The sequence below is a fragment of the Fibrisoma limi BUZ 3 genome (genome assembly GCF_000296815.2).
Lineage (GTDB): Bacteria > Bacteroidota > Bacteroidia > Cytophagales > Spirosomataceae > Fibrisoma > Fibrisoma limi.
Genome location: NZ_CAIT01000008.1, coordinates 48,120 through 74,205 on the forward strand (window position 1 = coordinate 48,120; position 26,086 = coordinate 74,205).

The 26,086-nt window shown below is 54.3% G+C and carries 21 protein-coding genes; 11 read left to right on the forward strand and 10 right to left on the reverse strand.

The window, feature by feature from the left end; genetic code table 11:
• Nucleotides 1-85 precede the first annotated feature (85 nt).
• From BN8_RS19305 to BN8_RS19315, 3 genes are all read left to right on the forward strand, one after another.
• Nucleotides 86-1,135 carry a lysylphosphatidylglycerol synthase transmembrane domain-containing protein gene (locus tag BN8_RS19305; RefSeq protein ID WP_009283612.1) on the forward strand — a complete coding sequence of 350 codons (1,050 nt, stop codon included), beginning with the start codon at nt 86-88 and terminating at the stop codon, nt 1,133-1,135.
• Nucleotides 1,136-1,142: 7 nt separating this feature from the next.
• Complete coding sequence (gene rfaE2, locus BN8_RS19310; RefSeq protein WP_009283613.1) at nt 1,143-1,622, forward strand: D-glycero-beta-D-manno-heptose 1-phosphate adenylyltransferase; 480 nt, start codon at nt 1,143-1,145, stop codon at nt 1,620-1,622.
• Nucleotides 1,623-1,843: 221 nt separating this feature from the next.
• The gene (locus BN8_RS19315; RefSeq protein WP_009283614.1) at nt 1,844-2,263 is read left to right on the forward strand and encodes a DUF2147 domain-containing protein; all 420 of its coding nucleotides are present in this window, start codon (nt 1,844-1,846) and stop codon (nt 2,261-2,263) included.
• Between the two features lie 29 nt (nt 2,264-2,292).
• On the opposite strand, the gene BN8_RS19320 is transcribed toward BN8_RS19315, so the two are convergent.
• The 3 genes from BN8_RS19320 to BN8_RS19330 form a co-directional block, all read right to left on the reverse strand.
• Nucleotides 2,293-2,889 (reverse strand): RNA polymerase sigma factor, encoded by a 597-nt coding sequence (locus tag BN8_RS19320; RefSeq protein WP_229368180.1) that lies wholly within the window; start codon nt 2,887-2,889, stop codon nt 2,293-2,295.
• Between the two features lie 167 nt (nt 2,890-3,056).
• Nucleotides 3,057-3,383, reverse strand: coding sequence for a nucleotide pyrophosphohydrolase (locus BN8_RS19325; protein ID WP_009283616.1), 327 nt, complete (start codon nt 3,381-3,383; stop codon nt 3,057-3,059).
• 69 nt (nt 3,384-3,452) lie between these two features.
• The gene (locus tag BN8_RS19330; protein ID WP_040006351.1) at nt 3,453-4,691 is read right to left on the reverse strand and encodes a M16 family metallopeptidase; all 1,239 of its coding nucleotides are present in this window, start codon (nt 4,689-4,691) and stop codon (nt 3,453-3,455) included.
• 28 nt (nt 4,692-4,719) lie between these two features.
• Between BN8_RS19330 and BN8_RS19335 the strand changes: the two genes are divergently transcribed.
• Complete coding sequence (locus tag BN8_RS19335) at nt 4,720-5,724, forward strand: glycosyltransferase family 9 protein (RefSeq protein WP_009283618.1); 1,005 nt, start codon at nt 4,720-4,722, stop codon at nt 5,722-5,724.
• Between the two features lie 176 nt (nt 5,725-5,900).
• Complete coding sequence (locus tag BN8_RS19340; RefSeq protein ID WP_009283619.1) at nt 5,901-7,388, forward strand: flavin-containing monooxygenase; 1,488 nt, start codon at nt 5,901-5,903, stop codon at nt 7,386-7,388.
• A gap of 11 nt (nt 7,389-7,399) precedes the next feature.
• Here BN8_RS19340 and BN8_RS19345 read toward each other — a convergent pair whose 3' ends face one another.
• The 6 genes from BN8_RS19345 to BN8_RS19370 all read right to left on the reverse strand — a co-directional run bounded on the left by BN8_RS19345 (nt 7,400) and on the right by BN8_RS19370 (nt 15,899).
• Nucleotides 7,400-8,446, reverse strand: coding sequence for an NAD-dependent epimerase/dehydratase family protein (locus BN8_RS19345; RefSeq protein WP_009283620.1), 1,047 nt, complete (start codon nt 8,444-8,446; stop codon nt 7,400-7,402).
• Complete coding sequence (locus BN8_RS19350) at nt 8,443-9,138, reverse strand: TIGR04283 family arsenosugar biosynthesis glycosyltransferase (RefSeq protein ID WP_040006352.1); 696 nt, start codon at nt 9,136-9,138, stop codon at nt 8,443-8,445. Before BN8_RS19350 ends, BN8_RS19345 begins: the two co-directional genes overlap by 4 nt.
• A 96-nt stretch (nt 9,139-9,234) precedes the next feature.
• Nucleotides 9,235-10,338, reverse strand: a complete 1,104-nt coding sequence (locus tag BN8_RS19355) for a BamA/TamA family outer membrane protein (RefSeq protein WP_009283622.1) — start codon at nt 10,336-10,338, stop codon at nt 9,235-9,237.
• Nucleotides 10,339-10,391: 53 nt separating this feature from the next.
• The gene (locus BN8_RS19360; protein WP_009283623.1) at nt 10,392-11,165 is read right to left on the reverse strand and encodes a DUF4397 domain-containing protein; all 774 of its coding nucleotides are present in this window, start codon (nt 11,163-11,165) and stop codon (nt 10,392-10,394) included.
• A 26-nt stretch (nt 11,166-11,191) separates the two neighbouring features.
• Nucleotides 11,192-12,733: a SusD/RagB family nutrient-binding outer membrane lipoprotein gene (locus BN8_RS19365; protein WP_009283624.1), complete on the reverse strand. Its 1,542-nt coding sequence runs from the start codon at nt 12,731-12,733 to the stop codon at nt 11,192-11,194.
• Between the two features lie 79 nt (nt 12,734-12,812).
• Complete coding sequence (locus tag BN8_RS19370) at nt 12,813-15,899, reverse strand: SusC/RagA family TonB-linked outer membrane protein (RefSeq protein WP_009283625.1); 3,087 nt, start codon at nt 15,897-15,899, stop codon at nt 12,813-12,815.
• A 580-nt stretch (nt 15,900-16,479) separates the two neighbouring features.
• Between BN8_RS19370 and BN8_RS19375 the strand changes: the two genes are divergently transcribed.
• The 6 genes from BN8_RS19375 to BN8_RS19400 all read left to right on the forward strand — a co-directional run bounded on the left by BN8_RS19375 (nt 16,480) and on the right by BN8_RS19400 (nt 24,855).
• The gene (locus BN8_RS19375) at nt 16,480-19,662 is read left to right on the forward strand and encodes a SusC/RagA family TonB-linked outer membrane protein (RefSeq protein WP_009283626.1); all 3,183 of its coding nucleotides are present in this window, start codon (nt 16,480-16,482) and stop codon (nt 19,660-19,662) included.
• Nucleotides 19,663-19,764: 102 nt separating this feature from the next.
• Nucleotides 19,765-21,222: a SusD/RagB family nutrient-binding outer membrane lipoprotein gene (locus BN8_RS19380; RefSeq protein WP_040006363.1), complete on the forward strand. Its 1,458-nt coding sequence runs from the start codon at nt 19,765-19,767 to the stop codon at nt 21,220-21,222.
• A gap of 30 nt (nt 21,223-21,252) precedes the next feature.
• A complete protein-coding gene (locus tag BN8_RS19385) occupies nt 21,253-21,732 on the forward strand; it encodes a hypothetical protein (RefSeq protein ID WP_009283628.1) in 480 nt (159 codons plus the stop codon).
• Between the two features lie 135 nt (nt 21,733-21,867).
• Nucleotides 21,868-23,010 carry a pyridoxal phosphate-dependent aminotransferase gene (locus BN8_RS19390; protein WP_009283629.1) on the forward strand — a complete coding sequence of 381 codons (1,143 nt, stop codon included), beginning with the start codon at nt 21,868-21,870 and terminating at the stop codon, nt 23,008-23,010.
• A gap of 135 nt (nt 23,011-23,145) precedes the next feature.
• On the forward strand, nt 23,146-24,189 hold the full coding sequence (gene aroB, locus BN8_RS19395) for a 3-dehydroquinate synthase (protein WP_009283630.1): 1,044 nt from the start codon (nt 23,146-23,148) through the stop codon (nt 24,187-24,189).
• A 132-nt stretch (nt 24,190-24,321) separates the two neighbouring features.
• A complete protein-coding gene (locus tag BN8_RS19400; protein WP_009283631.1) occupies nt 24,322-24,855 on the forward strand; it encodes a DUF4136 domain-containing protein in 534 nt (177 codons plus the stop codon).
• A gap of 153 nt (nt 24,856-25,008) precedes the next feature.
• Here BN8_RS19400 and gldA read toward each other — a convergent pair whose 3' ends face one another.
• Nucleotides 25,009-25,923, reverse strand: a complete 915-nt coding sequence (gene gldA, locus BN8_RS19405; protein ID WP_009283632.1) for a gliding motility-associated ABC transporter ATP-binding subunit GldA — start codon at nt 25,921-25,923, stop codon at nt 25,009-25,011.
• Nucleotides 25,924-26,086: the final 163 nt, after the last annotated feature.

The following is a 26,086-nucleotide window of genomic DNA, read 5'->3' on the forward strand; positions in this document are numbered from 1 at the left end:
GTATGGATTGAATTCCTCTCCTACTTTCCTCCCCTTTCTCTTTTCTCCCCTCCTCCCTTTCCTCCTTTTTCCCCAACTTTGCGTTATGAACCTCAAAAACGTTCTTAAATACCTGATTTCGCTGGCCATCGCGGGTGGCCTGCTCTGGTTCACATTCCAGCAAAGCCACATCGATGCCGCCGACCTCTGGCGAAAAATCAGTGCCGCCGACTACCGGTGGGTATTGGTGTCGGCCATCCTGACGATCGTCGCCCACTGGAGCCGGGCCGAACGCTGGCGGGTGCTGCTGGAGCCGGTTGTTTCGCACCGTCCTTCATCCCTCGATGCTACGGCAAGCGTCCTGACGGGTTATCTGGCTAACCTGGCCCTGCCCCGGGCGGGTGAAGTAGCCCGCTGCGGCACACTCTACCGCTTGTCGGGCGTACCGGTCAACGTTAGTTTCGGAACGGTGGTGGCCGAGCGGCTGTTCGACGTCCTGATGCTGCTGGTGCTGCTCGGCGTTACGTTCCTGCTGGAGTTTAACCGGCTCAGCCAGTTCTTCATTGAGTTTTTTGGCGGTAAACTCCCCCAGGGGTCCAGCGGAACCGGTATCCTGCTGCTGGCCGGAGCCGTATTGCTGGGGCTGGCCGTGCTTGGCTGGTTCCTGTACAACCGCTACCGCGAAGCACTGGGTCGCCACCCGTTGTATCAGAAAGTGAGCGGTTTTTTGACTGGCCTGCTGGAAGGGCTGCTGAGCGTTCGGAAGCTACGTCGGCCGGGGCTTTTTCTGTTCCACACGGCCCTGATCTGGACCATGTATTACTTCATGTCCTACACGCTGTTCTTCTCGCTGCCCAGTACAGCCAACCTCGGCCCGCTGGCGGGGCTCACCATCCTCGTGGTCGGATCGCTCGGTATGGCCGCCCCAACGCCGGGGGGTATCGGCTCGTTCCACCTGCTGGTCGGACAGGTAGCCCTGCTCTACGGCCTGACCAGCCAGGACGGGCAAGTGCTGGCGACGTTTATTCATGGCGTTTCCACAATCATGATCATCATTCTCGGCATCCTGAGCCTGCTGGTCGTCCTGCTACGTCGGAATCACACGGGCGCTGACGTACCGACCAATACCCCCGCCCCCATCAACGCTGAACGGTAACCATAGCATGACCGAGTCAAAGATTGTAACCCGTACCGAAGCCATCCGGCAGGCCGAAGCCTGGCATGCTGACGGGCAGCAGCTTGTGTTTACCAACGGCTGCTTCGACATTGTTCACCTGGGCCACATTGATTACCTCGAAAAAGCCCGCCAGCTCGGCGACCGGCTGATCCTGGGCCTGAATACCGACGCGTCGGTCAGCGCCATCAAAGGGCCGCAACGGCCGGTCGTCAACGAATACGCCCGCGCCCGATTGATGGCCGCTCTGGAATTTGTTGATCTGGTCACCCTGTTTGATGAGCCAACCCCCCTCGAACTGATTCAGGCCGTTCAGCCGGATATTCTGGTAAAAGGCGACGATTATACCGTTGCCAACATCGTCGGCTCGGATTTTGTCTTGGGACGCGGGGGGCGCGTCGAAACTATCGCGCTGGTGCCCGGCTATTCGACCACCCGCCTGATCGAGCGCATTAAAACCAGTTTCTGAGCGAACGGTCCACACCCCTGACGGTCAATATATTTTCTATTACAAAAGCCTGCTAGTCAGCCTACCCCGGCATTTTATTGCCGCAGCGATACGTTTATAAGTATCAGTAAATCCTGGAATTTTATAACTTTAAAGAGATTAGCACATTTTCACGTGTTAATTTCGTTATAACTACGACTTCCCCAATAGAGTTAGTTATCTATAAAGTCCCGGATACCTATATGAAACTGACGCTTCAACGTACTGCCTGGGCTGGGAGCCTGTTGTTTCTTCTGATATGGCCCAATCCGGGTCAATCCGCCGATGACCGTTCAGCCGACCTGATTCTGGGGCGCTGGCTCTTTCCGGCCAAGCAGTCGAGCATCGAGGTCTATCGGTCCGGGGATCGATACTTCGGGCGTATCGCCGACGTAAGTGGTAATGGGCGTCAACAGTTTGGCATCGTTAAAAATCAGTTGTTGATCAGCAACCTGTCGTTCAACGGTACGGGCTGGTCGGGTGGCAAGCTGGTTCATCCCAAAACGGGCGACCATTTTGATGTGGAGCTGAAATTACGGGACTCCAAGACCTTAGTAGCCAGGGTATACAAAGGGTGCCGCTGGCTGCACAAAGAATACACGCTGACCCGTCAGTCGTCGTAGCTCTCCGCAGCCGCCAGCCGGTTTTCCTGTCACCGACTTAGAATCGCCACCCAGCAGAACAGGTCCAGCAGCATCCGTTTTTGCAGCGACGCAATGGCTTTGTAAATCACTTTGTAGGCCGACGTAGTTTCAATGCCCATGATACCCGCGATTTCCTCGTAACTAAGGTTATCAAAAAACTTCAGGAACAGGGCTTCCTTCTGGCGGGCGGGAAGTTGATTCAGTTCCTGAAGCAGCGCTTCCGACCGCTCTTTCGAAATCTGAGAATCCAGCCAGGTTGGTTCGTAATGAAACTCAACCATAAACCCTACATCCGGCTCAGTTGTGTCTGCGAATCGGTGCTGTGCGTTCAGCTTCCGGACAATATCCCGCCGAAGCGCCCGCATCAGGTAAAATTTAATGGAATCCGTATGACTTAGTCGCTCGCGGGTTTCGAGGATGTTCAGGAAGAGGTCCTGCAAACAATCTTCAGTCAGTTGTCGGTCCTGAGCAATCTTGTAGCCGTAGTTATACAGGACCCGAGCGTATTTTTCGTACATGAACGAATAGGCGGCCTTACTGCCCCGCAGAAAGTCGTCCCAGATTTGGGCGTCGGTTGCCTGATCGTACATACGAATCTCTTCCACTCCTATTGACTCAGTATCTTGAATCGGATAAAGCTAGCGATTTTTTACTACTCGATCTTATTTTAATCCAGTATAAAAGAAAAAAAACAGTCGACCATCTGCTTCACAGCCAATACGTAGGCCATGAAGCAGCCGGTTGCTGCTTACGTCACAGATTGCCGGATGATCTACCTGAGTTTCTCGTTGTTCAGGTGTCGTGTAGCGTCCCGGATATTCTTTTTCTCCAGGTTTTTGGCAAAAGCCTCGGTCAGGTCCACGCCGGTCTGATTAGCCAAACAGATGAGCACCCAGAGCACGTCGGCCATCTCGTCGCCCAGATCGCGGTTTTTATCCGATTCCTTCTCCGACTGTTCACCGTACCGCCGGGCCATGATCCGGGCCAGTTCGCCAACCTCTTCGGTCAAAATGGCCATGTTGGTCAGTTCGCCAAAATAGCGAACCCCCACCGTTTTTATCCATTGATCAACGGTATCCTGTGCTTCTTTGAGGGTCATAGCGTGTAGGTTGTGGTTTTCGGTTAGCTAAATCTGGATGATCTACTGAAAACCATAAACTGAAAACTGTCAGTTCTTCTCCGGCACGAACGTCAGGGAACTGAACTGGCTCTCGTCGAACATTTCCTGGGCGATGTCCTGCATGGTAGATGCCGATACGCCCCGGATGTCGTTAAAAATATCCGTCAGGGCTTCCACCCGATCGATGTCAAGAATACTCTTGGCCATCATCAGCATGAAGCTGTTGTTGCTTTCTTCGGCCATGGCCAACTGTCCCATCAGTTGCTCTTTAGTCTGATGAAGCTGGAGGGTTGTCAGCGGTTTCTCACGCAGGAGCTTCAGCTCTTTCATGATGAGGGCGTGGCTACGTTCGACCTTCCTGGGGTCCGTACCGAAATAGATACCCAGATACCCCGTATCCAGGAACGGCGTATAGCTGGCATCGATCGAATAGACCAGGCCGTATTTCTCGCGCAGATTCATGTTCAGCCGCGAGTTCATACCTGGCCCACCCAGCAGGTTGACGAGCATAAAAAACGGCAGCCGACGCGGATCGGTCAGGCTGTAGGCCGGACGCCCCAGGGCGCACTGAGCCTGCGTAATCGGCCGCTCCACCCGGGTGTGCTGAGCCGCATAGCCGGAGGGACCCCGACGCTGGCGCTGGGTTGTCTGCATCGGTACGTCACGCAGGTATTTCTCCACCGTTTTCACCACTTTTTTGAACGGCTCATTACTCACCGATGCAAACACGATGTGGCTGGTATCGTAGTTTTCGGCAATGAACCGCTGCAAATCCTCCCGACGGAACGACTGAACGGTTTCGGGCGTACCGAGAATATTGCCCCCCAGCGGGTGATCGGGAAAGATCAACTGGTCGAAATCATCCTGAATCGCATCTTCGGGCGAGTCATAATACATCGCCATTTCTTCCAGAATGACACCCCGCTCCCGCTCGATCTGCTTCTCCGGAAAGACTGAATGGAAGGCAATATCGGCCAGCAGTTCGGTCGCTTTTTCAAAATGAGCACCCAGCACCGACGCGTGGAAGCAAACTTTTTCTTTGGTTGTGTATGCATTAAGTTCACCACCTACCGTTTCTAAGCGAGTGATGATGTGGTACGATTTACGTTTCTCCGTACCTTTGAATGCCATATGTTCCCAAAAATGGGCTAATCCCTGTTGATGTGGCTGTTCATCCCGGCTACCAATGTCGAGCATGATGCCACAGTGGGCAATCTGGGTATGCGGTATTTGTTTATGGGCAATCCGTATCCCGTTTGGCAATGTATGTAATTCGTAATCTTCCATTCGTAGATTTACGCACGACAGCGTACTAATGATAACCGTAACCAATCCACCCCGGTTCCTGATCATTCAAACTGCCTTCATTGGCGATGTGATTCTGGCTACGGCGGTGCTTGAACAACTACACCAGACCCGGCCGGACGCCCGGCTCGATGTATTGGTACGCAAAGGTAATGAGGGGTTGCTGCAGGGCCATCCGTTTCTTAATGAGGTATTGGTCTGGGATAAGAAAAAAAAATATAAGAGTCTCTGGCAGGTGCTACAGCGCATCCGGACCGAGCCCTACGATGCCATCGTCAACCTGCAGCGTTTCGGAACAACGGGCCTGCTGACGGCTTTATCCAACGCCAGAATGACGATTGGTTTCGATAAGAACCCGTTTTCCCGTTTTTTCACCTACGCGCTTCCGCACCACATTCTGCCGGATGTACACGAGGTCGACCGCAACCGGAGTTTACTTGATCCGTTGTTGCCTCAGGGAGCAGCCTCTAGCCGGGTACGTCCCAAGCTCTACCCATCAGCTCAGGACTACGACAGTATCCGTGGGTACCAGTCGACTTCGTACGTTTGCATAGCCCCCACATCAGTCTGGTATACTAAACAATACCCCGCTGAAGGCTGGGCCGAACTGATTGACGAACTACCGACCGACACCACGGTTTATTTGATGGGCGCTCCCTCCGACGCAGCGGCCTGTGATGCAATCATCGCCCAGTCGGGACGAAAAAAAGGAGTGGAAAACCTGGCTGGAAAGCTGAAACTGCTACAGTCGGCGGCACTGATGCAAGGGGCCGTGATGAACTACGTGAACGACTCGGCTCCGCTGCATCTCTGCTCGGCCATGAACGCGCCCACTACGGCCGTATTCTGCTCGACGGTACCGGAGTTTGGCTTCGGGCCGCTGGCTGATCAGTCGCGCACGGTCGGTACCCCCGAACCCCTCGATTGCCGCCCCTGTACGTTGCATGGCCGGTCGGGATGCCCGCTCGGTCATTATCGCTGCGCTTACAGCATCCAGCCAAAGCAGTTGCTATAAAACCGATATCAAGGCCTAATCTACCGACTGCACGCCGGACGATTGTTATGAGCGAATTTGGCCAGACCTCGTAACCAAAGAGTGTGACGTTACAAATCCTTCATTACCCCATCTCATATTAACAGCCTGAACGCAATCGTATTTTCCGTACGTTATACCGAAAAGATTTGAATTCTATGTCAGTTGCTCCATTTCCGACCGACGAAACGCCACTGGATGTATTGATTGTGGGGGCTGGCCTGTCGGGCATCGGTACGGCCTGCTGGCTTCAGACCGAATGCCCCGGCAAACAATACGCCATTCTGGAGGCCCGCGATACGATCGGCGGTACGTGGGACCTGTTTCGCTACCCAGGCATCCGATCCGATTCCGATATGCATACACTGGGGTATTCCTTCAAACCCTGGAGCAACGCCCAGGCCATTGCCGACGGGGCGTCCATCCGGCACTACATCCAGGAAACCGCCCGCGAGTATGGCGTTACGCAGCACATTCACTTCGGTTATAAAGTGGTAGAGGCTACATGGTCCAGCGAGCAGGCCTGCTGGACCGTTGAGGCTGAGCAGCGGGTCACGGGCCATCGCCAGATCGTGCGAGCCCGATTCCTTTTTATGTGCAGCGGGTATTACAGTTATGATGAAGCCTACCGGCCTGAATTCACCGGCGAAAAAGACTTTCGGGGGCCGATCGTTCTACCGCAGTTCTGGCCCAAAGACCTTGACTACACGGGCAAACGGGTGGTGGTAGTCGGGAGTGGGGCCACCGCTGTGACACTGGTGCCGGCTATGGCCGAGAAAGCGGCTCACGTGACCATGCTCCAGCGTTCGCCCACCTACATCGTTGCGCTGCCGGGCCAGGATGCCATTGCCAAAGGGCTTCGGCGGTTCCTGCCCGAACGCGTAGCCTACGGTATTACGCGGTGGAAAAACCTGTCGCTTAGTATGCTCACGTACCGGATAGCCCGTGGCTTGCCGTCGCTCACCAAACAGCGAATTGTGAAGATGGCAGCCCAGCAACTCGGTCCTGAACACGCGGTTGATCCCCATTTTAGTCCCCGCTACAATCCCTGGGATCAACGGCTCTGCGTTGTCCCGGACGGCGACCTGTTTCAGGCCATTCGACAGGGCAAAGCCTCGGTAGTGACTGACGAAATTGACCAATTCACGCCTGCCGGCCTGAAGCTTACATCAGGTCAGGAATTACCGGCCGACATTGTGGTACTGGCTACAGGCTTAAAGATCAAACTATTGGGGGGCATGCAACTAACCGTCGATGGTCGGGTGTGCCAGGCTAACCAGTTGATGGTCTACAAGGGCATGATGCTCAGCGATGTTCCTAACTTTGCCCTTGCCTTTGGGTATACCAACGCGTCGTGGACGCTAAAAACCGACCTGACGGCAGGGTATGTCTGTCGATTGCTACGCTACATGGATCAGCACGGTCATGCCATTGCCGTACCGCGCCGGGAGGCTGATGTGCAGCCACAGCCGTTTCTGAATTTCACCTCCGGTTATATACAGCGTGCCGGACAAGTGCTTCCTCAACAGGGTTCGCGTCGACCGTGGCAGGTGTATCAGAACTATTTGCTGGATATGCTGACTATCCGGTTTGGCCGCATCAACGATGGTGTGATGCATTTTGGTCCTAAAGGAAGCCTTCCCTGAACGTGCCTCAATCAACGTCCGGACCCGGCAAATTGCCGAAATTCACGGGTGCCAGGCTGCCAGGCTGCCGTCTGGATGATCCCGTGCTGCTGAAACCAGTCGAAAGCATCTTTAATGGCTGTGCGGACCGGGGTTTGCGGTAGGTGCAGCTCATGGATGGCCTTGTCGGCGCTGAAATAATGACCATCGTTAGCAACAGCGGTCATTGCTGAATTTAACTGAGCCAACTGCCCCGTCAGTTGGTATTTCCAGTCGCTGATGTGGCCAACCAGTTGCGCAACGGATCGGGGAACAATCCAGCGGGGTGGCCGTACGTGCATCACCTCAGCCATCAGCGCAAACGCTTCCTGGTAGCTGAGGTTTTCGTTCCCCAGAATGTACGACTCCCCTATCCGGCCTTCTGTCAGGGCGTTAACAGTAGCCGTAGCCGCGTCGTCGACATGGATGTAGTTTTTACCGCCCGGTGGAATAGCCGCCAATTGACCGCGATACAACGCCAGCAATAGTGCATTGGACGTAATCTTATGATCTATTGGCCCCAGCATGAAGGTCGGGTGTACCAGCACGGCCGGAACACGGTGCTCGGCGGCAGCCTGGGTTACCATCCGGGTAGCAACCAGTTTGCTGTCCATGTAATCGAGTCCATAGCGGGCACCGTTGTAGGGACTCGTTTCGTCGCCGGGCTGCTCTTTGGAACCGAACCCGAATACGTTGGCTGTACCGACAAATACCAGCCGTTCTACCTGTGCTTCCGTGGCCGCGGCCAAAACAGCGGCCGTCCCGCCCACGTTTACGTTAACGACTGTTCGCGACCGGGCCGGATTCACCTGTGCGGCCGCTCCGGCATGAATAACGTAGTCGCAGCCGTACGTAGCCCCCCGTACATTGTGCGCATCGCACAGATCGCCTTCCCAGATATCCAACGGCAGGCCATTCAACACGCGTTTGCTACCGCCCGGCCGCACGAACGCCCGTACCGCGTAACCACGTTGCAGCAGTTTTCGGCAAAGATGACCTCCCAGGAATCCGTTCGCACCCGTCAGTAGTACTGTTTTCATTCGCGGTGATTTAGCATCCGGCTGTACGTTCTGGCAATACGCACCGGCGCGATTTTCATAAAAAACATCGTAAACGCGGTCAAATTGGCAATCTGAACCCGCAACCAACTATTGACCTCATACTTGCGGGCCGACACGATCACGTCTTTAGGTATAATGCAGAACCGCGCCGTTTGTCTGATCCGGATGATGATCTCAAAATCTTCCATAACCACGTAGTGCTCGTCAAATCCGCCCAACCGCCCGAACAAGTCACGCGTGATAAACAAAGTCTGATCGCCCCCGCGACTCATCAACCCCTGGAAACGGGTTCCATAGCTGTTGAGCCGTAGTAAAGGATGAGACGAAGCAAAGCGAAAGCGGTAACACCCTGCCTCGTATCCTTCTGTAATAGCCTCCCGAATATCACTGACGAAATCGGGGTTGACCTTCACATCAGCATGCACAAAATACAACACGTCGCCCGTAGCAAACCCGGCTCCATAATTCATCTGCTGAGGCCGGCCTGGCTGCGGAGCAATCAGAACGCGAGCACCCGCCTGACGGGCTATCGTAACCGTTTGATCTGTACTGCCGCCGTCCACTACGAGTAAATCCACTACATCGGATCGCCCAATCGCCTGCAACTCACGAAGTAACGGGCCGATATGATCAGCTTCGTTAAACGTAGGTATGATTATACTCAGCGTCATTCTGCCGTCTTTCCACTGATGACTACAAAATAGCTCTGCCGACATCCAACTGCCGAGCAAAGTTACCGTAAAATATATTATAGTAACAAGAAAACACTAAAAGGCTTCGCCAACGGTTAGGTAAAGGCCATTCGACTGGCGGCCAAAGCCATAATCAGCGCGGATATTCAATCGATCGCGGTTAATCCGGATGCGCAGCCCCGCTCCATAGGCCCCTTTTGGATCAGCCAAACGTACCAGTTGCCTGTTATTGCCCAGCACACCAACCGACCCAAAGGCAACAACGCCCACCCGTCGCCAGACAGATACCCTTCCTTCGGCCTGAAGCAGCGCTACGTTCCAGTCGCGAAACCGGCCTTCGTAGTACCCACGCATCCGTTTGGTTCCTCCCAGCAGCGATAAGGCATTGAAGGGAGCAGCCCCATCCGACATACTTACGACATAGTTGACTGCCAGGATTGCCCTGTCGGTAAGTTTATGGTAAGAAGCCACATCCAGTACGTAACGGCCAAAACGGTTAACTTGTCTATCAGTAACGGTTTTCCCTACGCTAAACTTTGACTCCCAGCTATTTATAAGATAGGCAAAATCAGCAACAACGCCTTTAGAAGGGTAGAAAATATTATCGCGGGTATCGAAAAAAAAACCGGCTCCAGCTCCCCACAACCGGCTCCCCAAACCACCGGGTACTTCACCGCTGCCTAACAAGCCACCGGCACTGGTCTGGGTTACGTCGTAATCTTCGTATTGAAAGCGGGCACCTGCATACAGATTTTTCCAGAACCCCTGGTCGGCCACCCGGCGAAAGGCGTTTACCCGAATGCGGGGAAATTTGACACTGTACAACTCGCGCGGTACCTCCCGCTGGCCCAGCCCGAAGAAATAATAGCTGTATGTGTAGTAGCCAACCTCCCCGTTGCTGTAATAGCGGTTCTGGTCGTAAAACACCTGAAACGGTACGTAGAAAAGCGTCTGTTTATTCTGCGTATAGGCAGCCCCAACCGTCACCTGCGACGGCCGAACGGTCGGTAGCGTATCGCGCCTGAACCGGAAGGTCATCGTGGCCGCAACGCCGTAGGCCAGCCGGGTTTCGGGCGTATAATAAATGAGCGGAAACGGAAAAATGCTGAAGCGTTTGGGTGTGGAGTCGGCCGGAGCCGTAAGCAGTAATGAGGAGAAGACAGCGAGCGCAGCAACCATAAAAAAAGGCGTTTCAGCATATACGCCGAAACGCCCCTGTTGGGTTTTGATACTTATCGATTCACATAACCATTCAACGCTGGTGCCTGCGTGCCGGTTTTTCCTGGCAAACCACGGGCAAAAAGCGTCAGCACCCGACCGTTCGCGGTACTGGTGAAGGTATAGACGGCTCCAATGTTCGTGGTTGTTCCGGCAGCCCGTAACACCAGTGATACATTGTTGCTGACATCGACTCCCACAAACGGCGATACGCTCTTATACGCAGCGCCCGACACCAATACCGTGCCTGTCGACAGAGCCAGATCGTACTTAACGTCATTAGGGATCAGATTGACGAACCGCACATAGAACTTGCTAGGGTCGTTTGCATTGCTGAAATCGTCGGTAACCAGCAATACGTCCGGCTTCTGACCGGCACCAGTCAGCAGCAAAGAATAGTATTTGTTATCCTCGAGCTGCGTTGTCTGCTCGTAAAGTACCGTAGCGCTGGTAGCAGTCGTCGTAGCCGGTGCCGAAATTTGCAGAGCCGCCTGGCCAACCGGAACCACCGCATAGCTGGCACCAGTGCCTGGAAACGTATTGTTGAAGCTGATTGGTACGGGCGTTCCCGGGCTGGTTGTAGACGCGTTGGCTGGGGTAAATGCACTCAGTTTGGTTCCGTTGACGAACAGGTCAACCCCCGGGGCTTCCAGTGCCGCATGTACCAGTTTAATCCGCGCTCCACTCGTAACAGGTTCATTAGGCAGGATCAGGGCGTTTTTCTCGCACGACCAGCCTATTAAAGCCGCCACCGATAACGCTATTACCGAAAAAAATCTGTATGTCATAAAACGAATTGTCAAGAAGTTAGCAATCAGGGTTGGGTAAACCACAGCGGTTTGGTATGGAAATCAAGCTCCAGACCGCCAATTTTGGCCAACGCATCGGCGTTCCATACGTACTCAGAGTTGTAACGTGGACGCAGGCGCTGCACGGGTTTGCCGTTGTTATTCTGGTAATACGTCGTTGGCAGGGTTAGGCTGGTAAATACGTTGGCATCGTAGTTATAGCGACGCAGATCGGTCCACTGCTCCAGAAAACCCCATCCCCACTGCGCAATATATTTCTGAAGCATAATCTGACTGAGTGTCAGATTGGCTGCCGACGCCGGCACAATGGCCGGATTGCTCAGATAAGCCGTCCGGTCGGCCGCTGGCACGTTCACGTACGGAGCCGTCAGGTGAGCTTCGATGCCTTTCCGATACGCGGCCAGGGCCGTCGCCTTATCGCCTTTGATGAACGCGGCTTCGGCTTTGATGAACTGCAATTGCGCATAGGTCATCAACGGGAATGGCCCCTTGTCGGTAAAGATGTATCGTCCCGTCGTCCCGGCCGGGGGGTTGATACCTAACTGCGTACCCCACGGACTAACCACCCGACCGTTCAGCGGAACGCTGGCGGCCGTTGACTGCCCCTGACCGAGCGTAATGCCCCGGTACTGTCCGTCGCCACTGGCTGCCAGCATCACCGGCAAACGCGGATCTTTCACACCGTTGAATACCGTACCATCGAGCAGGCGGAGCGTGAATGCCGACTGGCCGTATACCTGTAGGTTCTGGCGTAGCGGGCCGAAGAAACTGCCATCGGCTGTGCTCAGGCCATTGAACGTAAATTGCGCGTCGTCGGCATTGCTTGTCAATGCACTGTCCACATAAGCAATGACCTGATCGGGTTTGTACAGGCTTTTCTTATTCGACAGGTGGTGCGCGTTGATAGCCAGCAGGCCATACGCAAACTTTTTCCACTTCGTCCGGTCGCCCTTATAGATCACATCGCCCCGACTGAGCGACGCCTGCGATACGGCCCCATCGGCCCGGTTCAGGTTCTTGATAGCCTCGTTGGTCAGCTCAACCACTTTGGCGTACACGGCCTCCTGCGTATCGTAATTAAACGTGTTTTTGGTGGGATCGAGATCATACGCTTCTGACAGGATAATTTCGCCGTGCAAGTCGGTCAGCATCTGCCAGCCCCAGGCCTGCATCACCAGTCCCACGCCGAGGTAGTCCCATTTCTGGTTGGTGCGGGCATCGTCCATTAGGTTGAGCAAGTTTCGGCCACCTTTCCAGTATACGCTCCGCCACATTTCCCCACCAGCATCTGATGATGGTACGTAGCCCTGTAGGTCCCACGATACTCCAGAAAGGTAATTATGCCAGTTCTGATTGTATGAACCGATGTAGCGGGCGTCGAATTGAATACCCAGCGTGTACTGATTCTGAATGGGAGCCAGTAGCAGCGCAGCCTCAACCCGGTCCGGGTTGTTTGGGTTATTGTTGATGTCCAGATACTCGTTGCAACTGCTCAGCGTCAGGGCTAGTCCGGTCAGCAACAAGCCGGTTAATTTCTTATAATTCATGATGTTTGTTTTGTGGTTAGTGGTTTGTCGTTACTAGATGCCAGACAGCTTCAACGACAAACCACAATTACAACCTCAGTTAAAAGCCTACGTTAATGCCTACGTTGTACACTCGCGGCAGGGGCAGATTACCAAAATCGATGCCATAGCCGCCCGAACCACCCGTAGCCGTGTTGACACCATTAACACCCGGATCACCACCCGTGTAATTGGTCAGCAACAGCAGATCCGTTCCCGTAAAGAACACCCCTACTGATTTAAACACCCGCGACCGGGTCAGTAGTGAGCCTGGCAGATTATACCGCAGGGTAACTTCCTTTAACCGCAGCCAGTTGACATCACGCTCGATGAAGTTTTCATCCGCCAGCGCCGAGTAGTATGCATTGTTGTAGTACGGTACAACCTGGATGGTGTTGCGGGTCGGGTTATCGGTATTTTCCAGACCGTCTTTCAGCACACCCGTAAAGATGCGGGGCGTCTCGCGGTCTAGGGTTTTCATGCTCAGCCCCTGCCGGTACAGAAACGACTCCGTAGCGTTGTAAACATCACCTCCTTTCCGGATGTCGAGCAGGAAGTTCAGCGAAAAGTTCTTGTACGAAAAGCTGTTGAGGAAGCCCATCACAAAGTCAGGGTTCCGGTCGGCCACTACGTTCCAGGCAGTTTCGGTAAACGGCAGACCCGTGATGGGGCTAATCAGGATGTCACCTTTAGCGTTACGAACGTAGCTGTTGCCGGTCAGCGTCGTGAGCGGTCCGCCCAGACGTGATCCGTTGCGGACGTTACCATATAGCCACGTATCCGAGCTGTAGAATTCTGGCAATCCTGGTGCCAGCTCCACTAACTGGCTGTTGGTTTTAGTGAAATTGACAGTCGAGTTCCACGTAAAGTTTGCCGTACGAATGGGTTCGCCGGTCAGCGAGATTTCTACCCCATTGTTCCAGAGTTTACCACCGTTGATGGTTTTCAGGATAAACCCGGTCCCGTAGCTGATGCGCAGGTCGCGGATGATCTGCGACGTACTGGTTGTCTTGTAATAAGCCGCATCGATACCCAGCCGGCCGTTGAAGAATTTCAACTCGGTCCCAATTTCAAACGAGTTAACTTTCTCAGGTTTCAGGAATGGGTTCGGGGCTGTGAAGCCATAGGCAAAGCCACCGCCCGTTGTGGTCTGGCTTTCGTAAGCCTGCGAGGTCGAATACTCCGGCGCTTCCTTACCCACCTGTGCCAGCGATACCCGGAACTTACCGTACGACAATGCGTTGCGGAATGCCCCCTGAGGCACCAGGTCGGTGAAGACAAAGCCCAGTGATGCCGACGGGTAGAAGAACGAGCGGTTGGCCGGCGGGAAAGTCGATGACCAGTCGTTGCGTCCCGTTACGGTCAGGAACAGCAGGTTGTCGTACCCGAAGGTTGCATCGCCAAAAACCCCGATGAGCCGCCGTTGCCGCAGCGTTGTAAGCGATTTCTGCGTGAGCGGGTCCGTATTGTTGATCGATGTGAAGTTTGGATCAAGGAATTTTTCGCCCCGGGTTGCCAGCACCTCGTACCGATAATCATAGATGGCCTGCCCAACGCGCACCGACGTACTGAATTTACCAAAGTCGCGCTTGGCCGTGGCGAAATACTGAGCCGTCAAGGTCCGGTTGTTGTCCGATGCCTGGTCGAGCGCCCCACCGATAACGCCCCCCGCCCGGTTCGATTCGGGGTGGTACTTAATCAGGTACTGGGTCGAGAACACATCCAGCCCAACACGGGCCGTCAAGGTCAGCCAGTCGGTCGCGGCATAATTGGCCCCGATGTTCGTCACGGCGCGGTTGCCCCGGTCGCGCAGCAGATTCTTATTTACATCGAAGTATGGGTTCTCAATTTCTGAATTGGCTGTCGTTACGCGTCGGCGCGACCCGTCGGGGTTCAGGTAATTGCTCATATCATCATTCGCCGGCCAGACCAGCATACCCAGCAGGAAGCTGTTTGTCCCCTTGGATACCTTCCGGTTGTCGGTGTTGATGTACTGAATTGTTGATTCCAGCGACAGTTTATCGGTGATTTTCGCCGTTCCGCCCAGACTGATGTTCAGACGCTTGTAGTTGGTTGTCGGAATTACCCCCTGGGAGTTGGTGTAGCCGGCCGACAACCGGTACGTGTAGCGGTCGGTCCCCCCGTCGAACGATACGTTATGCCGCTGCCCGAAGCCAGTTTGCAGAAAGTTCTCAGCGTTGTTGTAGAATTGCACACCTTCAGGGTAACGCGGTCCGAAGGCATTATAACTAGTTGTCTGCGAAACCCCGTTGTTGCCCTGACCGTACACGCGCTGCGTTTCGGGCAACGATCCCGGCTCCTGCCAGGTGAAGCTGTTCTGGTAACTGATGCGACCCTGTCCGGCGCGCCCCTTCTTAGTTGTGATAACGATGGCTCCATTGGCCGCTTCCACGCCGTAGAGCGCAGCCGCTTCGGGGCCTTTCAGAATCGTAATGGTTTCAATGTCATTTGGGTTAATGTCCTGCGCCCGGTTGCTGAAATCGACGGTCCGGTTCTCGGTCGATTGCCCCGATGTACGCGATGATACAAAGCTGTTGCTGGCAATCGTATTGTTGCTGATCGGCATCCCGTCAATCACGTAGAGGGGCTGGTTGTTGCCGCTCAGCGAGTTAATCCCACGTATAATAACCGATGACGATGACCCCGGCATCCCACTCGATGCACCTACCTGTACCCCAGCTACACGGCCCTGAATGGCATTCAGGAAGTTGTCGCGCTGCGAATTAGCCAGATCCTGGCCGGCTACTTCCGTAACTGCGTAACCAAGCTGCCGTTTTTCGCGCTTGATCCCGAGCGCCGTCACAACGACCTCGTTCAGGGCGTTGGTTTCCTGTTTCAACAACACGTTTACGACGTCGCTGTTGCCAATTACGACGTCCTTGCTAGTGTTGCCAATGAAGCTAAACCGGAGCGTCTGACCGCTTTGGGCCTGGATGCGGAAGTTACCATTTGCATCAGTGGTTGTCCCCCGCGAGGTGCCGCGCACCACGACACTGGCTCCCGGAATGGGCGCACCATCATCGGCCGACGTAACCTTACCCGAAATAGTACGATCCTGGGCCAAAGCAGCAACGCCGGCCATCGTACTGATGAGCAGGAATAGGAATAATCGTACAAAAGACTGCATGAGCAGAGATTATTAGATGAATGAAATTGAAAATGACCCCAAAACTGCTGTAAAAATCACATATAACCAATAGTCTATGCCTATAATCTACCGGGTATTAGAGCTTTTGCACTTTAACAAGAAAATATTTCCATAAAACTTGTATAAAATTCTGTTATAATTGTACTTACTAAAATTAATTAGAGGTATATTAAAAATATTAGAAAATAATATTTGTTTTTTCATCACTACGCTTAATTTTGATGAATCAAATTTGAGTACAACAAAACGCAAGCTTCTCGCACTGTCTGTTTACTGGCCGCACTCGTAGGACAGATGGTACGGTACGTTAATCGATGATCACCGGCTTCGGGCGGGTGTTCGGTTAGGTACATACGTGATACGACTGCCCGATTCCAGATCGGCGCAATCGGCCCTTGTTAGCCAAACTTTTTTGTGTTACGTCTGCCAGTCCGCGGGGCTGGTCAGGGTAGTTGTGTTGCGCCCGGTTGGTTCGGGGCGGTACGGGCCGTGCGGCCAGTGCCCGATACCAACCTGCGCCACCGGGAGCACCCAGCTACTTAATTCTTAATCATAAACTATGCAAAAAGGACTACGTATCTGGCTTCTGTTTTGGTGTAGTGTGCTGTTGATTGGGGCTTCGGCTACCGTTCAGGCCCAAAATCGGGTAATAACCGGCATCGTCAGTTCGGCGGAAGAAGGCCCTTTACCGGGTGTTAACGTCGTACTGAAAGGTACTACGGTTGGTACGACCACCGATGCCTCAGGAAAATATTCTCTTTCAGTACCCGGCGATGCAGCCGTGGTTACGTTCAGTTCCATTGGTTTTCTGACGGAAGAAATTACGGTCGGCAATCGGTCGTCGTTCAACCTGACGCTGAAAGCCGACACCCGGCAGCTTCAGGAAGTAGTCATTACGGCACTGGGGGTTGCCAAAGAGAAAAAAGCCCTTGGCTATGGCGTCCAGGAACTGAAAGGGTCGGCCCTCACCGAGGCTCGGTCCAGCAACGTCGCCAACGCCCTGTCGGGTAAAATTGCCGGTCTGCGCATCAGCAGCAACGGCGGCCCGGGCAGTGGTTCGTCCATCCAGATTCGCGGAGCGTCGTCCGTATCGGGCAATAACCAGCCGCTGATCGTGGTTGATGGCGTACCGATTCAACAAACCTCCGAGAAACAATGGGGCGGTGGCCTATCGGAAGTTAACCCTGATAACATCAAAGAAATCAGCGTCCTGAAAGGACCCAACGCTGCGGCTCTGTACGGGTCCCGGGCGGCCAACGGGGTTATTCTGATCACGACGAAAAACGGTTCCGGTACGAAAGGAATTGGCGTAGAGGTCAATTCCAACGTAACGTTTGATGAGCCATGGATCAAGCCTCAGTTTCAGAATACCTACGGCGGGGGCAACGGCTATCGTACGTGGTACACCGACGGCTGGAGCGGTGCCATTACTGATCCGCTCGAAATTACGCAGTACCGGGCTGCCTATCCGAACGGCCCGCTGAGCGGCACGGAGGGTACCGACGAAAGCTGGGGCGCACCGATGGACGGCCGGCTCGTGCGGCACTGGTGGTCGGGCAAGGAGGTGGCTCCGCTGACGCCCATGCCCAACAACTGGAACGACTATTGGCAAACCGGCCGGACGTTCACCAATACGGTGGCGCTGTCGGGTGGCAACGACAAGGGCAGTTTCCGGCTGTCGGTTGGGCGGCTGTCGCAGGATGGTATCATGTATTTCAACGATTTCAAACGCTCCAACTTTAAGATCAATACGGCGTATAATTTCACGTCGAAGCTGAACGTCGCCGTATCGGGCGAGTACATCAAATCAGGTGGTAACCGGGGCTATCAGGAAGGCCAGCAGTTTATCTGGGCGCACCGCCAGACCGACTGGACCAAGATCCGTAACTGGCGCGATTATACGGCCGTGCATATTCAGCGGGCGCTGCCCGGCCGCCCCGCCGACACCGATCCACCCAACTGGCAGCACACGTACTTCACGAACCCGTATTACCTGACGGAACTGCTGCCCTACACCAACGACAAAGACCGGCTGGTGGGCAACATCGCCCTGAACTACCAGATCATGCCGTATCTGAGCCTGATGCTCCGCAGCGGTACTGACCTCTGGACGGATACGCGGATCAACATTGTGAACTTCGAGCGGGTTCGGAACGGCAACCGTACACCCGGCCGTTACTCGGAAGAGGTACTCCGCCAGCAGGAAACCAACCACGATTTCATTCTGACATTCAACAAGTCGCTGGCCAGCGACATCACCACCAATGTACAGGTAGGCGGGGTGCAGCGGACGAACTACTACAAACGTAATTACACCTACGTAGGCGAACTGGTGGTCGATGGCGTGTACAACCTTTCCAACTCGAACGTAAGCCAGAACGCCGTCGAAAGCGCCATTCAGAAGTCACAGATGAACAGCCTGTTCGGGTCGTTTGAGGTAGGCTGGCGAAATGCGCTGTTCCTGAACGCGACGGCCCGTAACGACTGGTCGTCGACCCTGCCGGCCGATGCCCGCAGCTACTTCTACCCGTCGGTATCGGCCAGCGCCGTCATCACCGATCTGCTGGGGATTCAGAGCAACATCCTATCGTTCGGAAAAGTACGGGCCAGTTGGGCGCAGGTGGGTAACACCACCGATCCGTATCAGCTCGCGCAGACATTCCGCTCGGGTGGCTCCTGGAATGGCTCGGTACCTGAGTTCTACGAAAACACCAAAATCTCGAACTCTACCCTCAAGCCTGAAATCACGACCGGTACGGAACTGGGTCTGGACCTGCGGTTCCTCAAAGGTCGGATTGGCTTGGACGTAACGTACTACGACCAGACATCGCGCAACCAGATTCTGGCGGTCGATATTTCCAAAGCCAGCGGCTATAACCAGCGGGTACTGAACGCCGGCGCTTTGACGAACAAAGGGATTGAAGTCGTGCTGACCGGCACACCCGTAAAACTGCCAAACGGATTTAGCTGGGAAACCACCGTCAACTTCGCCCGAAACCGCAATAAAGTAGTTGAACTAGCCGAGGGCCTGACTACTTATGTGCTGAACTCACGTCAGGGTATCAACTCAGAAGCCCGGGTTGGCCAGCCGTATGGTACGCTGTTCGGCATCGGCTTCGAACACGCTCCCGACGGGCAGATTATCTACAAGGACGGTTTGCCAGTCGTTTCAACGAACCCGCGCGTACTGGGCAACATTCAGCCCAAATGGACGGGTGGCTGGCTAAACTCATTCAGCTACAAGGGTATCGTGCTGTCAGTACTGATCGATACGAAGATGGGCGGTCAGTTCTACGACGAAGGGACGGCTAACGCCCGCTGGACAGGTCAATACGCCGAAACGGCCATCGGTCGTGAAGAAGGTATCATCGGCAAAGGTGTCGTCAACGTCGGATCTGCTGAAAATCCGCAGTACGTGCCGAATACGGTGATCGTTCCGGCCACGACGCTCTACGGCTACAACAACCCCCGTCGGTATCACGAAGCGGCCATTTTCGACGGCTCGTACGTCAAGCTACGTGAGGCATCGCTGGGTTACCAGATTCCAGCCAGCCTGCTCAGCCGCGTGAAAATTCGGTCGGCGAAACTATCGCTGGTCGGCCGGAACCTGCTGATGCTGTTCAGCAATCACCCGCACCTCGATCCGGAAGTTGACCGGTTCGGCGGCAATGCCCAGGGTTTTGCGTATGGCGAATTGCCCAGCTCACGTAGCCTGGGTCTGAACCTAAGTTTGTCATTTTAATCCTTGCGCCCTCTGCGAAGCCCTTACGGTCTTTGCGTTAAAGATTTTTTTAAACGCAAGGGTCGCAAAGTTTACGCAATGAACGCAACGTCAACTACGACTATGAAGAGATTACTCATTATATTTTTTACCCTGTTCATTGTCACCTCGTGTACGAAAGAGTTCGACGAGATGAATGTGGACCCCAACAACCCCACGGCACTGAGTCCGCAGTATCTTCTGCCGTATGCCATCGAGTACTCGATAGACCGCTCATGGGGGGGCCGGACGCGCTTCGAGCGGCTTAACCTCGACGGTGCCATGCTCTGGATGCAGTACCTGACCCGCAACATCTACTCAAACGAAGGTGATAACTACGGGCTATCGGTGGCGTTTTACAACAACAACTGGAAATCCCTCTTCAACGACGGTCTGGTCAACTTCCAGCGTATCGTTACCCTCTCGCAACCCGGTGGTAAGTTCCAGAATGCCAACTACGAGGGTATCGCACTGGTGATGCGGTCGTGGGTGTTCTCGCTGCTGACCGACCTCTATGGCCCCATTCCCTACTCGGAAGCGCTCAAAGGAACGGCCGATACCCCGGTCTACAGCCCGTCCTACGACTCGATGGACAAGGTATATGCCGGCCTGCTGGCCGATCTGAAAACGGCCAATGAAAAGCTGGATACCAAAGGTCCGGCCGTATCGGGCGATATTCTTTACAACGGCGACATCCTGAAGTGGAAGAAATTTGCCAACTCCCTCCGGCTCCGGCTGGCCAATCGGCAGGCCGCCAAGAAGTCGGCCGAGTCGAGAGCGATCATGGCCGAGATTCTGGCCGACCCCACCAAGTACCCGATTTTTACGAGCAACGCCGACAATGCGTCGCTGAAATGTACGGAGGTGCTGTCGAGCAACAATGAACTGTATCTGGTCATGATCAACGACAGCCGGACCGACTGGAACGTGAGTAAAACGCTGGTCGATAAGCTGACCGAACTGAGTGACCCGCGCCTGGCCGTGTACGCCCAGCCCAACAAGGACGGCAAGTACCTCGGCCACGCCAACGGGCTCCCCGACGCCGTAGCAACTACCTATCTCGGTGTCAGCTCCAACATCGGTACGTACTTTATTCAGAAAACTTCGCCGGAGGTAGTCATGACCTACGCCGAACTGAACCTGATCCTGGCCGAAGCCGCCCTCGACGGTGATATCAGCGGCTCGGCGCAGACGTATTTCGAAAAGGGCATGACGGCCTCGTTTGATCAATACGGTCTGAAAATGACAGACGCCTATCTGAAGACGGTCGGCGCTGTCACGAAGGAGAAACTTATGGAGCAGAAGTGGATTGCGCTGTTCGGGCAGGGACTGGAATCCTGGACGGAATACCGCCGGACGGGCCTTCCTGTGCTACCGGCCAAAGACCCCCGCGCTGTTTTCGAAAACGATGGTGTGTTGCCTACGCGCCTGCCCTACCCTACGTCGGAGGCATCGCTCAACGAAGCAAACTACCAAAAAGGCATTGAACTGGTCGGTGGAAAGAACGACACGAAATCGAAACTGTGGTGGGCAGAGAAGTAAAATCGATTGATTTTTAAAAGCGAACACACAATGAAACGATATAACGCACTATTTTTAGGTACGCTACTGACAATCATTGGTTTGACCGCCTGCGAAAAGGCCGAAGATCCGTTTGTTGACCGCGTAGCAGCTCCCGTGCTGGTCGTGATTGACAACGCATCGGGCGACGGGGGTGGCCTGACGGCCGAGCCGGTGGTCAATCAGAAAATCGGCGGTCCCGTCACGATGGCGGTCAAGATCTTTGAACTGGATAAAAGCGGTATTCTGGATTACAAAGTCGGTATCGATTCGATTCCGGTTGTTGGTCTGGCTCTGAAACTGACCAGGCGCGATGGCACAGCCGTGGGTGATCTGAAAACAGATGCCAGCGGACGGGCCGTTCTGACCAAAACCTGGGCTGAGCTGGGTGTTGCAGCTCCCAAAAAAGGGAACAGTGTTCAGCTAACCTGGTCTGGCGAACACAAAGGTCAGGCTTTCAGCCGGTTGTCGCGCATTCAGGCTGTAGAATAATAGTCGGTTTACGGTATTCGGTAGTGGCCATCGGCTGCGGTCAGGACTGTCCCAATCAGCTACCAGAACTAAAAAACGTAAACCGAATACCGTAAACCATAAATCTTAAACTGTAAAACCGAAAATCAATTACCCATGCAACTCAACCGTCGTGACTGGCTGCGGGCCGGTCTGCTTTCCGGCTTAGGCCTCGCTACTGCTCAGACCGGCTACTGTGAGCCGTGGCTCGATGAAGCCGCGGCTCCGGCATTTGTTCCTCCTAAAACAGGCGCGCTGAAGGCCCGGCTGTCGGCCAACGAAAACCCCTACGGTCCATCGCCCAAAGCCCTGAAGGTCATTAACGAAGCCGCGCAGGAGGGTTATCTGTATCCGTTCCAGTACGCTTCGCAGCTCCGCAAGATGATTGCCGAGCAGGAAGGCGTATCGGAAGAGCAGATCCTGCTGGCACCTGGCTCTGGCTCCCTGCTGATTGCGGCTGCCATGCACTATACCTACGCAAAGCCGGGGGGCAGCATCATTTCGGCCGACCCGACCTACGAGCAACTGATGCGGGCGGCTGTGCAACACGGCGCTAAATGGGAAAAAGTGCCCCTCACGGCCGGTGGGTACGATCATAACCTGGCCGAGATGGAAAAGCGTATTTCGGACAATACCAGCCTGGTGTATGTCAACAACCCCAACAACCCGACCGGCGTTACCATCGACCCGGTTGCCCTACGGGCCTTCGTCGACCGGGTATCGGCTAAAAAACCGGTGTTTGTCGATGAAGCGTACATTCACTACACCAGCGACCCGGCGAAGTTTTCGGTCATTGAGAATATCAAGAAAGGGCAGAACGTACTGGTAGCCCGTACCTTCTCGAAAATTTACGGTATGGCGGGTCTGCGGCTGGGCTATCTGGTTGGTCAGCCGGATACGCTCATGGCCATCAGCAAGTGGGGTGGCGGCCCGGGAGGCCTGACCATGACGACCATTCGGGCGGGTCTGGCCTGCTATAAAGACGAAGAATTTATCAAATACTCGTTGTCGAAAGGACTGGAAGCCCGCGAGTACCTGTACGAAACGCTGAAGAACAACGGCTACACGTATCTGCCGTCGGGTACCAACTTCGTGCTGTTCCCCATCCGCATGAAAGGCGATGATTTCATCGGCAAGATGATGGAGCAGGGCGTGAGCGTTCGTCAGTGGAAATTTGACGGCCAATACTGGTGCCGCGTCAGCCTCGGTACGATGCCACAGATGCAGGCCTTCGCCGACGCACTGAAAGTAGTGTCGTAAAAGGGAGAAGAGGAGGAAGGGGAGAAAAGGGAGGAGAGGGAAACTGCTGGTACCTTTCATCCCTTTTCTCCCCTTCCTCCCTCTCCTCCCCTTCCTCCTTTCCTCCCTTCTTGGTGATTGCTTACCTTTGCCGGTATGTCAACTGTCGCCATCGCCCCGCTCGCTGAGAGCCTGTCTTCATTTCTGCAAACGCTGGATCATTCGGCCATTGCCGTTCTTGTCGATAATCATACGCTCCGCCATTGTTATCCAACGCTGGAGCCCCTGCTGCCCAAACACACCCTGATCCGGATTAAAGCCGGCGAAGAACAGAAACACCTCGGTACCTGCGAAACCATCTGGGATGCGCTTACCCGCGCTAATTTTGACCGGCATGGGCTGGTGCTTAACCTCGGCGGGGGCGTTATCGGCGATATGGGCGGCTTCTGCGCAGCTACCTACAAACGGGGCATTTCATTCGCACAACTTCCTACTACGTTGCTCGCGCAGGTCGACGCGAGTGTCGGCGGCAAGCTGGGTATTGACTTCAAAGGGTACAAGAATCACATCGGCGTATTTCAACAGCCAGCGGCCGTCCTGATCGACCCGGCTTTTCTGCAAACCCTCCCCGAGCGTGAACTTCGGTCGGGCTTTGCCGAAGTTATCAAACACTGCCTTATTGCCGATGCGGCCATGTGGGACGAAGTTCGCCGGCGCGACCTGGACGAGCAGGACTGGCCCGCACTGGTGGCGCATTCGGTGGCCGTCAAGCAGCGGATTGTGGAGCAGGACCCGACCGAAAAAGGGCTTCGCAAGGTTCTCAACTTCGGTCATACGATCGGGCACGCGGTTGAAACGTACTTCCTGACCAAGCCGGGTCGGGCGCGGCTCCTGCACGGAGAAGCCATTGCCATAGGTATGGTCGCCGAAGCCTACATTGCCACTCAGAAGAAAATGATTGACGAAGTGTTATTGTCACAAATCGAAGAGTACGTATTTGCCGTATATGGCAAGGTGCGGTTGTCGGAAGCAGACATAGAACCTATCGTTACACTGACGGCTCAGGATAAGAAAAACCGGGGGCGTCAGGTGCGGATGGCCCTGCTGGATGGACCCGGAAAATGCGCCTTCGACATTGCGGTTACACCGGCAGAAATGCGTCGGTCCATTGCCTTTTATCGGGGGGTAACCGAAAATTAAAATTTTCTAATAGTTTATTGTTTGCCAAACATTTACGTTTATCTTTGAGTTCGACCCAAAGCACAGAATTCATAACCCCATTCCCATCTTAACTCAGTTAAACTCATATAAAAAACGTTTACGTAAGCGAGTATGAAAAAATGCATCGGTATCCTGTTTACACTGGCCGTTGTCAGTCTGGCGGGCTGTATGCCCGGGAAGTTGTTTGTGGAGCATGATTACAGCTACGAGGGCCACTTCAAAAACTACGAATCCTTCAATTTTTTAGAGTGTGAGTTTGTTGACTCCACCCTGCTTTGCTCAGACATTCAGGATGCGATCCGGCACCAGATGGAAGCCCGCGGCTACCGGGTTGCCAACCGCAATCCAAACCTGCTGATTTCGTACAATATCTTCCGCAGTGACCTGCGTTTCCGGGGCTACCAGCAGCCGGTGATCAAAGACTGGGTTGTGCGGGAGGATGACGATGCTACCTACAAACGTATTGATTACAACCTGGACGAAGGCACCCTGATGATCTCGCTCATCGATGCCGAAACGTATCAAGTCATCTGGAAAGGATATGCCTCCAAGATGATGCGCAATCCAAACTTTAAAAACAATTACTTCAAGGGTATTGTCCGGTCGATTTTCGATCAATATCCGCTGATGGCAACGAACCGGTAGCGCAGGCGGACACTCGCTTTATGTAATGCAAAGTCTTTATGGGCGGATTTCATCCGCCCTTTTTTTGTCCTCGAATCTGATCAGCGTCGTTCACGGTACGGTGACAATTCGTTCTGGGCAATCCGATGCTGTAGAAGCGGGTTTTACCCTGCCTTACCGGGTTAATTCTTTAAAAATACTTTCCAGCGAGTTTTCCTGCTGGCGCAGCCCCACCAGCGTCAATCCGTGGTCGGCAGCCAATCGGAAAATAGCGGCCCGCAGATCGGTTCCGGCCTGGGCCGTAATGCGGTACTGCCCCTGCCCTATCGATTCTACGCGTTGCACGCCGGCCAGCGACGACAGGACCGTTGCCTCACGTAGATCATTTTCAAATTCGGCTACCACCGTAACGCCTTCGCTGGTTTGCCCGCGCAACTGACTCAGCGATCCATCGACTACAATCTGCCCCCGGTTAATGATCACCACCCGGTCGCAGACGGCTTCTACCTCCTGCATGATGTGCGTCGAAAACAGCACCGTTTTATCACGGCCGGCTTCGCGAATTACCTGCCGGATTTCGGCTAACTGATTTGGGTCCAGGCCGGTGGTCGGCTCATCCAGAATCAGCACTGGCGGGTTGTGCAGCAGGGCCTGCGCCAACCCAACACGCTGACGATATCCTTTCGATAACTGAACGATTCGCTTGTGCTGCTCACGTCCCAGCCCCACCAGATCGATCATCTGGGTAATACGGCTGGTTAGCTCCGTACCCGTCATACCATGCAGCGACCCCGCAAATCGGAGATATTCCTTGACGTACAGGTCAAGGTACAGGGGATTATGCTCAGGCAGGTAGCCAACACTCCGGCGGACGTCCATCGGCTGCATCCGAACATCGAAGCCATTCACCTCAACGGTACCCTCGGTTGGCGGAAGGTAGCCCGTAGCAATCTTCATGGTCGTAGACTTACCCGCGCCGTTAGGCCCGAGAAATCCGACGATCTCGCCCGGCTGCACGGTTAGTGAGATATTATTGACGGCTTTCTGCCGGCCGTATTCTTTGGTCAGGTTCTGAACCCGGATCGACATGAGTAGGTGTTTTGCCTTATTAACGCGCAAAAAACCGGAAAGTATTTCTATTTTTAGCCTTTATACGTTGAAATTTGGACGCTGGCAACCGATTATCAGTCATTTGGCACCTAATTGTAGCGAAGGTCAATCTTCCGATCGAGTTCCAGCGTCAGTTCTGACC